Below are 11,776 nucleotides of genomic sequence, written 5' to 3' on the forward strand. Positions count from 1 at the left end.
CTGACGGCCGACTCCATGGGAACCTTGCTGTTCCTCGCGTGTAGCGGGGATGGTCCCGCGTACCTCCAGGTCTTCGGCCCGGTGAGCCCTGCTCTCCGCGTGTGCGGGGATGTTCCGGCTGTCTCAAGGTCTGCGCGGCCGCGGATGGCCTGCTTCCCGCGCGAGCGGGGATGGTACCTATGACCATCGCCGAGAAGGGTGGCGATGGGGATCTGTTCCCCACATGGGCGGGGATGGACCCGCGCCCGAGTCCGCCATGGTCCCGGTGGACGGCTGCTTCCCGCGCGTGCGGGGATGGTCCTACCGACGCCCGCGCCCAATACCGCATCCGGTACTGCTCCTTGCGCGAGTGGGGATGGTCCCGGCACCGGCGTGACGCGGCTGAGTGGCCCGGCCTGCTCTCTGTGCCCGCGGGGATGGTCCCGACGACCCGAGCCAACTGACCGGCGGCCGCTGCTGCTCCCTGCGCGGGCGGGGATGGTCCCCACTGCGCGGCCATTACCGCAGCCCACGCCACCTGCTCCCCGCACCCGCGGGGATGATCCCAAGGCCCACGCGGGATTCTGGCGCGTGGCCGACTGCTCCCCGCGCGATCGGGATGTTTCCGAGTGGACGACCGACGACGCGGTGGTGGTCGCCTGCTTCCCGGGCGAGCGGGGATGGTCCGGGCTACCTGTGCGACGTCCGAGGCAGGGCCATCTGCTCCCCGTGCGAGTGGGGATGTTCAAGGGGTACGACCGCTGCTCCCCGCGTGAGCGGGGATGGCCCCGGGTCGGGGGAGTCGGCGTTACCCTGCTGCCGCTGCTCCCCGCACCTGCGGGGATGGTCCCTGGGCTGCAGCCTCCAGCTCCCAGAGAGAGCCCTGCTCCTCGACCCGCGGGGATGGTCCTGCCGTCTACTACAGGAACCTGGGCCGCCTGAACTGCTTCCTGCACCTGCGGGGATGGTCCCTGCGGGAGACGGAGGGGACATTCACCAAGAACCTGCTCACCTGCTCCCTGCGTGAGCGGGGATGGTTTCGACCGGCACCGCTCTCTACCGGGAGAAGGTCGGCTCTCCGTGCGAGCACCGGGGCTGTTTCGGTGCCGGCGGCTGTTCGGCCGTCGGGCCGGTGGAGGGCTGGTGCCGCAGGCGCGGCCGGCAGGAGGAGGGCAGCGGAGGCCAGGGGGGCGGGCGGCCGGCTGCCGGTTCGGCAGCGGCACCGAGATCTTGTCTGTGCCGTGGTGCCCGGCTCTCACCGCACCCGGTGAAGGCCGCCCCTGCTGCACTCATCCCCCTGCTGCCCCCCGCCCCCTGCTGCGCCCCGCTCCCTGCACTCCGCCCCTCCGGCCTGCTCGGCTGTGTCGCGTCGGCCGGATCCCGCGCCCCGCGCCCTGCACCCCGCTCCAACGGTCTCTGCGGCCTACTCCGTCCGGCGTGCTCGGCTGCGTCGCACCGGCCGGATCCCGTGCCCTGCACCCCGCGCCCTGCACCCCGGTTTCTGCACCCTGTGTCCTGCGCTGCGTTCCGTCCGGCGTGCTCGGCTGCGTCGCACCGGCGGGGTCCTGGCCCTCCGTTCAGTGTCGGTCGGGTACTGCCCCCTGTTCAGTGTCGGTCGGGTTCTGCTCCCGCTGTTCGTTGTCGGTGGGGTCCTGCCTCCGCTGGTCGTTGTCGGTGGGGTTCTGTCCCCGTTCATTGAATGGTGTCTGCTGGTTGCATAGTTTGCAGGTGTGGCCGGGTGGTCCGGCCCGGGGAGACGGAGGCAGGGAAGATGGAGTTCGGTGTGGAAGCGGTGGGCGCGGCGCGGGCGCAGGATGCTCCCGCCGCGGGAGCGGCGACCCGTACGGTCCGGCCGGTGCAGGGCGCGGCGGGAGCGGGGGACGCGGCGTTGGATGTGAACCGCGTGTTCGCCGGGGAAAAGGCCCGGCAGATCGGGGGAGTTCGCCGGCGTGAGGAAGAGTTCCAGGGGCGTATCGAGCGGGGTGAGGTCCGCCTGGTCGGGGACGACCGGTATGAGGTCCTCACCGGCTGGGACAGGGGTGAGGTCTTCACCGTCTCCCGTGATGTCCGGGGCCGGATCGACGCGGTCGTCGCGAACCACGGTCTCGACGTACGCGCCGGCAGCACCCTGGCCCTGTACGCGTCGTCGCCCGCCTGGCACGGGCTGGGCCAGATCATCCCCGGCGGCACCACGGACATCGACACCGTGCTGGATGCGGGCGGCCTCGGCTTCACCGTCGCCACCGTGCCCGCCCTCTACCGGTGGGGCGGCGAACTGCGCGAGCATCCCGAGCAGTTCCACACCGTCCGTGAGGACACCGGCGCGCCGCTCGGTGCCGTCGGCCGCCGGTACCGGCCGATCCAGAACCGGCAGGGTTTTGAGTTCCTGCAGGAACTGGTGGGCCGCTTCGACGTCGTGTGGGAGTCCGCCGGGGTCATCCGGGGCGGACGCCGGGTGTTCGTCTCCATCCGCCTGCCGCAGTCCGTCACCGTCGACGCCGACGGCATCAACGACCGGATCGTCCCGTACATCGCCGTGATGAACGACCACTGCGGCAACGGCCAGTTCCAGTGCGTGGTCACCCCCTGGCGGCCGGTCTGCGCCAACACCGAGCGCTTCGCCGTCCGCGACGCCGTGACCCGCTGGGCCATACGCCACACCGCTGGAGCGACCAGCCAGATCAAGGAGGCCCGCCGCACGCTCGGCCTGTCCGTGAAGTACTTCGAGCGGTTCGCCGACGAAGAGACCGCGCTCGCCCGCACCGACATCGCCGTCGCCGACTTCCACCGGGTCGTCGCCGGCCTGTGGCCCCTTGACGACGACGCCTCCAAGCGGACCCGGACCAACCACGCCACCCGGCTCAGCGCCCTCGAGGAGGTGTTCCGCACCGAGACCGAGAAGGTCGGCCGCACCGCCTACGCAGCAGAGCGCGCCGTCACCGGCTACCTCGACCACATCGCCCCCCGACGCCCCGGCCGGACGATGACCGAGGAGATCGCCCGCGCCGCGGCCGCCCTCGAAGGAACCGACGACGACACCAAGACCAAGGCCCACCGGCAGCTCCTCCAGCTCATCCGGGCCTGACCCGCACCAGCGGCCGCGCCCTGCCCGGCAGGGCGCGGCCCGCACCCCACCCCCCGGCCCGCCCGGCAAGGCGCGGCCCACACCCGGCTGGCGCTCTGCGGGCCTGGCCCCAGCCCAGGACGACGAGCCGTGCACCATCGTCCTGCGCAACCGGCCCGTCGCGGTCTTTCCCGCCGACGTCGTCGCCCGCGCCCGGACGGAGCAGCCGGCCGTCTTTGCCGCCGCCCCGTCCGCAGCCCTCGCCGCCGACCCGCACACCGTTCCCACTGCCGAGTTCGCCCCTGTCCTGCCCGCCTGGAACGCCGGACACCCGCACGCCCTCCCGCCCGAAGCCGGCGGTGCCGTGCTTCCCGTCCGGCCCGGTGCGGCAGCTGGCGATCACCGAGGCGGACACCGGCCAGGGGGCTGCTACGGGCGGCTGGCCGAGCTGGGCGTGGAGCGGGTGGACTTTTCCGGGGAACTGATCGCCCGTGTGCCGGCTGCGGACGAGCGCGCTGCGCTGCAACTGGCGGGGGCACGCCCGTGGTGGAGATCTGGAGCTGGCTTTGTTCACGACTTCGGGTTCTGGCACAACTTGGGTGGAGCTGCGCGGTTGCCCGGCGCAGCTCGGCCGGCGACCGAGCGAATCCGCAGGTCAGTGGCTTGCTCGGAGTCGGGCGCCGGCACAGGTGTCTCGGCACCACAGAAGTTGAGCCAGAACCCGGGAACGGGAGGCACCCGCCCGGGGTCGGCAACGGCGCTGCGGCCGGTGTGGCCTCCGCCCGTAGCCAGCGCTTTTGCCCGGACCGCGGTGGCGCGGTCGCCGGCGACCTGCTGGCCGCCACTGCGGTGCCTCCCGTTCTCGTGAACATCGGGCGCGGGCGGGTGTCTTCAGAGCTGCTGTCGAAACGCTGCTCTACGACGTGAACAGAGCCACCAGGGTGACCTGCTGCTCGAACTTCGCGCGCTGGAGCCGGCGCTGGAAGGCGACGGTCTCACGTCGGGTGATCTCGTCCTGACACAGCACCTGCAGGAAGTCGAGGTGTCCGAGCTGCCCGCCGTGGGCCTGGACGAGCCTGGCGTCCAGGGTCTCCAGCATGCCCGGCAGTCGCAGGGCCTTGAGGGACGCGCGCAGAGCGTTGCTCGTCGGGTTCATCGGGCGTCCTCCCGCGCTTCGTCGTGGGCCCGGTCGTCGAGTTCGGCGTCGTTCGCGCCGGTCGTCGTGTCGGTAGCGAACAGGCGGGCCGGGCCGTGCAGGAAGGCGGCGGCTCCGGCGCCGCCTGTCTCCGGCTCGGGGTCAGTCTCGGTGCCGGCGACGAGGATGCCCTTCAGGGGGACGAAGAACGTGCCGGAGAACACTGGACTCAGCGGTCAAACCACCCGCGAGAGCGCACTCAGACGGGGCTTGCCTGGCGCGGAACGGGGCGTCCAAGGTCAGCGAGCAGGCCGTCGGGGAGGCCGGACCGGAGCACGACGACAAGGAAGGGCGGTTCTTGGAGGAGGCTCCTGCCCAGGAGCGGGTGAGGCCACGTGCTCGGGTCAGCGAACGGAAGGCCAAGGAAGGCGGTGCCGGGCTCGGTCGGCCACGTGGCGTCCAGCGCCAGGCCCTCGGGGGTGACTGCCCAGGCGTGCGGGGTGTGCAGCGCCTGGCCGGCGCCGACCGGCGCGGTCCCGAACCCCTCGCAGTACGTCAGTCGCAGTTCAGGATGCTCGTCGGCGAGCTGGCTGCTGTTGGTGAAGCAGAAGCCCGGGTGCAGGCGCTCGGCGCCATCAGGGAGCGGGGCCGGGCTGAACAACCTGCCTTCGCGCAGCAGCAGGTCACCCGCGCCGCGGAACACGGTTCCCCGCCGATCTCCTCCCCACCCCCGCGACCCCGCACCGCCGCGCCCCCGGCCCGTCCGCCACTGACCCGCCCCGCAGGCCCGTCCTGCGGGCCCCGGCACACCACACGCCGGGGCCTCTTCACCTCCCCGCACACACTCCCTTCCCGTCCCACGGGACGCGCCCCCCTACACCTCCCGCCCCGCAGGTACCGTCACCTCCGGCACCGACCACCCGCACCCCGGGGGAGGGGAAAAAACGCCCGTGACCACCGCACCGCAGCCCCAGCGGCCCGCCGACACCAGCACCACCGCCGCCGAACTCGCCACCATCCTCGACACCGTCGCCCTCATCCGCTTCACCGAACCGCACGACGCCCGATCCGGCCGCGCAACGCCCCCGACGCACTGGCTCACCGGCATCAACCGCGTCTCCCAGATCCCCACCCGCGACGGCACCCCGCAGTACGAGATCGCCAACTCCGGCTTCTCCCACCACCTCCCGGGAGACCACCCCGTCGACGTCTGGCACACCCCCACCCCCGCCCTCGCTCCCTACACCACCCCCGCCCCGGCCCTCCCTCCCTACACCACCCCCGCCCCGGCCCTCGCTCCCTATGCCGCGCCCGCCCCGCCAATCCAGCAGTACCCCGCAACTCCCCAGCAGCAGTACCTCCAGCCCGCGGCACCCCTCCCGCAGACCCCCGTCCAGCCGCAGCCCCAGTACACGCCCCGGCCGGCCGCCCCCCAGACCTCCGGCCAACGCACCGCCGCACCCTGGATGACCCCCCACCCACAAGCCCCCACCACGTCCCAGCCTGCCGCGCCCAGCCACCCCGCCCAGGGCCACCACCCCCAGCAGCCCCAGCAGGACGGCCCCGCCCACGGCATGCGCTGACCGCCGCCCAGGGACACCCAGGGGCACACCTTCCGGCATTCCGCACACCCGTAACCCACCTCCCGCCCAGCGACGTCCAGGGGCACACAGGGGCACACTTTCCGGCATTCCCCACACCGCGCACCCGCGCCCCTCCCCACGACGCGCAGGGACACGCAGGGGCACACTTTCCGGCATTCCCCACACCGCGCACCCGCGCCCCTCCCCACGACGCGCAGGGACACGGCTTCCGTATCCCGCCGCCACGCAACCCCCCTACACCGCGCCGGCCCCCCGCCCCCGCATGTCCGGCGCGCTCCCGTCCCTGCTTGCCGAAGCCGCGGCCGGGCGCGCCCTGCCCGCGCCACCGGAAGCGGCCGGCCGCGTCGCGCCCGCGGCCCCACCCCCAGCGTCCGAGGCACCCGCCGCCCCGGCGCCCGACCCGGCCCCCGGGCCCGCGGCCGGCCGCGCCACCCCACCCCGCACGCCAGGCGTGCCCGGCTCCCGTACCGCTTCACGCCCCGGCTCCTGCGCCCGCACCAGCCGCCGCAACTCCAGCACATCCGCCCGCCGCAGCCCCAGCCGCTGCGCCACCGCCCCCACCGGCTCGTCCTCACCCAGCATCGCCACCACCGCCACCCCAGCCTCCACCCGCGCCGCCTCCACCTGCCCCACCACCCGCTCACGCACCGCCCGGATCTCCCGCTCCCCCTCCTCCCGCGCCAGATCCTGACCCTCGACCGCCAAAAAGAACTCAGCCGCCCGCTCCACCAGCCGCCGCTGCCGCGCCATCGGCGCCAGCGCCAACTGCTGCGCCCGCTCCCGCGCCGCCACCACGTTCGCCGCAGCCGACGCCTTCACCTTCGGCTTCCTCGCCATCTCCACTCCCCAACCGGGCCCCGGAACCGTGGCCTGCGCCCGGGCGGCACCCTGCCGCCCCCGCCGGGAACCCGCACAGGCAGCCTCACCCGGCACCCCCGCCCGATCGAAGCACTCACCCCCGCCCAGCTGCCCGCGCTCCCACCCCACGGGCCACGACCATGTTTTCTGCCCGCCCGGCGGGAGGAAGGAAGAGCCCCCGCCACCGCTCTCCCGGACAACCTCCCCACCCCGCTGCTCCCTGCTGCTGACGTCTGTGCAGGTCACCGGGTGGTGAGAGGCAGACAGAGGAAGGAGAGGGGGCAACGGCATGACATCTCTTGCAACTCGGACCGCCTCGTAGCGTCGATGCCGTGGCAGTGGAGATCCGCAAGCTGACGGCGGCCGCGGGGTACCGGTATCTGCTCGCGCAGACGGTCCGCGCGGAGTCTTTGCCTGCCGCCGACGGCTCCCTGCACGCCGACGCCCCGCCAGGGGTGTGGAGGGGACGTGCCGCCGAGGTCCTCCACGTGGCTGGGCAGGAGGTGCTGCGGGCCCAGGCGGAATCCCTGTTCGGTCTCGGCCGGCATCCGCGGGCGGCTGAGATAGCCGCCGACCGGATCGCAGCCGGGGACAGCGAGAAGAAGGCCTGGCGGGCCGGGAAACTCGGCGCCGCCTACTCCAGGTTCAGCGACCCGACCGCTACCGACCCGCTGCTGCAGCGCACCGAGGAGGCCCTCGCGCAGGCCACCGCGCGCAGCGCAGGTCCGCTCCCCGACGCCCGGCGCCGGGCGATCCGCCGGCATGTCGCGGCCCAGTACTTCCGCGCAGAGTTCCACCGCGGCCCGGCCTCGGCGGAGGAGCTCGAGGGGTATCTGCGGATGCACACCCAGCCGGTGCGCCAGCCCTGCCTGGGCTGGAGCCTCGTGGCCGCCCCCCAAGGTTCGCTGCAGGCCCTGCGGATCCTGGGAGGGGAGGAGACACGCGAGGTCATCGACGCGGCGCATACCGAGGCGCTCGAGACGGCCCTGGCCTGGATCGAGGACCATGTGCTGGCCACCCGGGCCTCCCGCAGGGGCAGCATCGCCCAGGAGCAGGTGACCTCCGGCCTGGTCGCCGCCCGGTGGCGGCACTACACCGCGCGCGGGGATCCGGGCGACCCTCATCTGCACGATCACCTCATCGTGGCCAACCGGGTCCAGGGCCCGGACGGGAAGTGGCGCACGATCGACGCGCGGCCGCTGCTCGCGCACGCAGTGTCCATCAGCGAGCTCTACAACACCACGGTCATGCGGCTGGTGTCCGAGCGCCTGGGGCTCGCGGTCCGCGAGCGGATCACGGCTGCCGGCCGGCGGCCGGTCCTGGAGATCGCGGGCCTGCCCGACGAACTCATCGACGCGTTCTCCACCCGCGGCACGATGGTGCGGGCCGAGCTGGAACGCCTGGCCGCCGACTACTACGCCCGCCACCGGCGCACCCCGCCCCCGACGGTCTGGTACGCGTTCGCGCAGCAGGCCGCGGTCACCAACCGGCCCGAACCCGCGCCCGCGCGGCCGCTGCGCACCCTGCAGAAGATCTGGTTCACCGCCGCCCGCGCGGCCCTCGGCGACATCGGTGCACGCCCCGACCAGGCCCTCACCCTGGCCTTGCTGGACGCCGTGCGGCAGGCCGCCGCCGACGCCGGACCGGCCCCGCAGGAGACCGATCCGGACACCTTCGAACGGGAGGTCGCCATCGCCGCGCTGGCCGAAGTCGCCGAACGCCGCAGCGTGTTCGCCGCCCAGCACGTGCGCGCCGAGGTGCTGCGCCAACTCGGCTACCGCCTCGCCCGTAGCCTCCTGCCCCGGGATCTGTCTGTGGCCGAGGCGACCGAGCGCATCACCGCCCGCGCACTGATCGACCCCACCCTCGATGACCCGGTCGTCGACCTGCGCCCGCCCTCTCTGGCCGACCTGCACCCCGAGCAGCAGCGCCCCGACGGCAGCAGCGTCTTCCTGCGCGCCGAGGACCCGGCCTACACCACCCGACGGCTCATGGCCGGCGAGGACGACCTCCTGTCAGCCGCCGACACCCTGGTCATTCCCGCCGCCGAGGAGGCCGACTTCGCGCGTGCAGCCCGCCACCATCCGCACCTGGGCGCCGCCCAGGTGGCCCTCGCCCGCACCTTCGCATGCGGCGACAGACTGCTGCTGTGCGGCATCGGCCCGGCCGGATCCGGCAAGACCTCCGCGATGAAGCTGGTGGCCGACGCCCTGGCCGCCTCCGGGCGCCGCCTGGTCGCCCTGGCTCCTTCCTCCCGCGCCGCCCAGGCCCTCGCCGATGACCTCGGTACGCCCGCCACTACCCTGCACACCTGGCTGCACCACCGCGACCAGCACGCCCAAGGCCTGGCCGGCGAACGGTTCCCCCTCGCCCGCGGCGACGTGATCGTCGTCGACGAGATGGGCATGGGCGGCACCCTCAACCTCCAGCGGATCCTGACCCAGGCCCGGGCCACAGGCGCCCACGTCCGGCTCCTGGGCGATCCGCTGCAGCTGTCCGCCGTCGACGCAGGAGGCGTGCCGCGCCTGCTCGACCGCCACCCCGACACGGTGCGCCTGGACGCACTGCACCGCTTCACCACCCTGGGCGAAGGCGCGGCCACCCTCGTGCTGCGCGACGGAGACCCGGCCGACGCCTTCACCTTCCACCGCCACCACCGGCGTATCCGCTCCGGGGACCCCGCCGCCATGCTCGATGCGGTCTACGCCGCGTGGAGCGCGGATGCCGCCGCCGGGCTGAGCAGCATCATGACGGCCCCCGACGCGGCCACCGTGCGCGAACTCAACGCCCGCGCCCAGACGGCCGCCGCCGCCCGCCGACTGCTCGACGTCACCACCCACCGCCGGCTGCGCGACGGCACCCGCGCCCACGCCGGCGACACCGTCGTCACCCGCCGCAACAACCGCGCCCTGCCGGTCTTGAAGGGCCGGGACTTCGTGAAGAACGGCGATGCCTGGCGGGTGCTGGCCGTCCACCCGGACGGCTCCCTGACGGTGAAGAACACCGCCCATCACGCCACGATCACCCTGCCCGCCGACTACACCGCCGCCCACATCGAGCTCGGATACGCGGCCACCGTCCACCGGGCACAGGGCATCACAGTCGACACCGCCCACGCCTACGCCACCGCCTCCTCCTCCCGCGAAAGCGTCTACGTCCAGCTCACCCGCGGACGGCGCACCAACAAGCTCTACCTCGGCATCAGCGAACCCACCGGCGATCCGGCGGCCGACGAGGCCGGCGCCCTGCACCGGATCGCCCACGCCCGCCGCGCCGCGACCTCCGCCCACCAGCTTCTGCGCGACCTGCAGGACGAGACCACCAGCCCCACCGTCCACGCCGCCCAGTACGCCGACACCGCCGCCCGCGCCGCCGCCGCCCGTGCCCAGGCACTGCTGCACGAGATCCTGCCCGCCCTCGCCGCACACACCTACACCGACGAAGGCTGGCCCAGGCTGCTGGCCGCCCTTACCGCCGCCGAGCTGGCCGGCCACAGCGCCCGCCGCACTCTGGCCCGGATCGGCACCGAACCGGTCGACGACAGCAGCGACGACGACACCGCCACCGTCCTGGCCGACCGCATCCACCGGCTCGTCGCCACCACCGCGCGCCCTGACCCCGACCGGCCGCTGGCCGCCTACAGCGACACCCAGCTCGCCCGCCTGACCGCCCTCGCCCTCACCCACCGCGCCCACCTCCAGCGCCGCGCCCGCGATCCCAAGGAGCGCTACCGCAACACCCGCGCCCGCGCCCGCACCAGCCGCTTCATCGAACTCATCAACACCGAGCGCGACCTGCGCGTGCGCCTGCCCGACCACGCCCCCCACCCCGCCCGCCACCACGGCCCGGTCCCCGACTGGATTGCCGACACCCGCCTCGCACACGATCCGGACACCCCCGCAGACTGGCGCGGCCACCTCACCGAACGCCGACGCGTCCTGGGCCAACTGCTGGCCGCCCGGGGCCTGCAGCTGGCCCAGCAGCCACCGCCCTGGGCCACCGCGCTCGGCCCCGTCCCTCCCCCGCAAACGTGGCAGCGCCACGCCTGGCAGACCACCGCCGCGCTCGTCGAGACCTGGCGAAGCCGCACCGCCTCCCTGCCCGACACCCACGGCACCGGCCCGCTGCCCCGCCCCACCAGCGGCCACGACGTGCCCGCCTACAGCGACCTCACCACCCGCATCCGCACCCTCACCCACCCCGGCGTCCACGACACCGCCGCCGACTGGCCCACTGCCGCCACCGCCTGGCAGACCGCGCTCGACGGCACCCCGCCGCCCGCCGCCTGGATGGGACAGCTGCCCCCGCCACGCCCCGGCGACAGCGCCCACCAGGCCCGCTGGTGCGCCCTCTACACCCGCCTCGCCGCCTGGCACCAGCACCGCCCCGATCTTGCCGGACACCTGCTCGGGCCACCGCCCGACGACCCGGCCGACACTCCCACCTGGCGGCACCTGCGCACCGAACTCACCGCCCTGACCGCCACCACCCCACCCGCACAGCAGCCCACCGGCCCGGCCACGCCGGGACGGCCCGCCCGGTGAACCGCCACCACCCCGCAGGCTCTGCAAAAAACAGCCGCAGGAGAATTGGCCCGACGGCGCCGTCCAGCACGACGTCGGACCTGTCCGCCCCCTGGGGCGCCTCCGGTACCGGTGCTGCCCGGGACATCCGGGCTCCACCGGGTACCCACCGGCCTGGCCGTCGCCTGGTCACGGCCTCTGGGGGTGGTTCGGCGGCCAGGTCCCCAGCTGCCCCCGGGGGGCGGACTGCCGGGGCTGGGAGAACCTCTCGGCGGCCAGGGCACACCGCACGCGCCGCCCGAGCGTTTTGGCGTTCAACGCAAGCGGAGCGAGCGTTCGCGCGCGGTGCCGGCCGGGGCCGCCCGCTCGTACAGTGCGTGGGCCGTGCCCGGCCTCGGTAAGGTCAATAGGGCCGTGGACTGATGAGAACGATCACGGTTGCGGGGCCTGCCGCTCCGACGCCAATGGAGCCCGCTGCTCCGGTGCCCGTTCCGGATGGGTCTTTCTGTACCGCTCCCATGCTGATTGCTTGGAGATGCCGAGCGCGTCGCCGATCTGTGAGCTTCTTCAGCGTTGCAACTCCAGGGTGAGGACGGCCTTGGCGATTGACGTC

The 11,776-nt window shown here is 73.8% G+C and carries 6 protein-coding genes and 1 pseudogene; 3 read left to right on the forward strand and 4 right to left on the reverse strand.

Annotated elements, in window-relative coordinates; all coding sequences use genetic code 11:
- Positions 1-1,750 precede the first annotated feature (1,750 nt).
- A complete protein-coding gene (locus IE275_RS43490; protein ID WP_189718240.1) occupies positions 1,751-3,064 on the forward strand; it encodes a DUF932 domain-containing protein in 1,314 nt (437 codons plus the stop codon).
- A gap of 916 nt (positions 3,065-3,980) precedes the next feature.
- Here the strand turns inward: IE275_RS43490 and IE275_RS43495 are convergent.
- The 3 genes and pseudogenes from IE275_RS43495 to IE275_RS43505 all read right to left on the reverse strand — a co-directional run.
- Positions 3,981-4,199 (reverse strand): annotated as a pseudogene (locus IE275_RS43495) (ATP-binding protein); the annotation flags it as partial.
- Positions 4,196-4,402 (reverse strand): hypothetical protein, encoded by a 207-nt coding sequence (locus IE275_RS43500; protein ID WP_189718248.1) that lies wholly within the window; start codon positions 4,400-4,402, stop codon positions 4,196-4,198. The gene IE275_RS43500 and the pseudogene IE275_RS43495, both read right to left, overlap by 4 nt.
- 35 nt (positions 4,403-4,437) lie before the next feature.
- Complete coding sequence (locus IE275_RS43505; RefSeq protein WP_189718241.1) at positions 4,438-4,881, reverse strand: hypothetical protein; 444 nt, start codon at positions 4,879-4,881, stop codon at positions 4,438-4,440.
- Between the two features lie 247 nt (positions 4,882-5,128).
- Between IE275_RS43505 and IE275_RS43510 the strand changes: the two genes are divergently transcribed.
- Positions 5,129-5,761: a hypothetical protein gene (locus IE275_RS43510; protein WP_189718242.1), complete on the forward strand. Its 633-nt coding sequence runs from the start codon at positions 5,129-5,131 to the stop codon at positions 5,759-5,761.
- 255 nt (positions 5,762-6,016) lie between these two features.
- Here IE275_RS43510 and IE275_RS43515 read toward each other — a convergent pair whose 3' ends face one another.
- Complete coding sequence (locus IE275_RS43515) at positions 6,017-6,619, reverse strand: hypothetical protein (protein WP_189718243.1); 603 nt, start codon at positions 6,617-6,619, stop codon at positions 6,017-6,019.
- A gap of 353 nt (positions 6,620-6,972) precedes the next feature.
- Between IE275_RS43515 and mobF the strand changes: the two genes are divergently transcribed.
- Positions 6,973-11,184 carry a MobF family relaxase gene (gene mobF, locus IE275_RS43520; RefSeq protein ID WP_189718244.1) on the forward strand — a complete coding sequence of 1,404 codons (4,212 nt, stop codon included), beginning with the start codon at positions 6,973-6,975 and terminating at the stop codon, positions 11,182-11,184.
- The last annotated feature ends 592 nt before the right edge of the window (positions 11,185-11,776 follow it).

Origin of the sequence: Streptomyces phaeofaciens (assembly GCF_014648915.1) — a bacterium.
GTDB classification, from domain to species: domain Bacteria; phylum Actinomycetota; class Actinomycetes; order Streptomycetales; family Streptomycetaceae; genus Streptomyces; species Streptomyces phaeofaciens.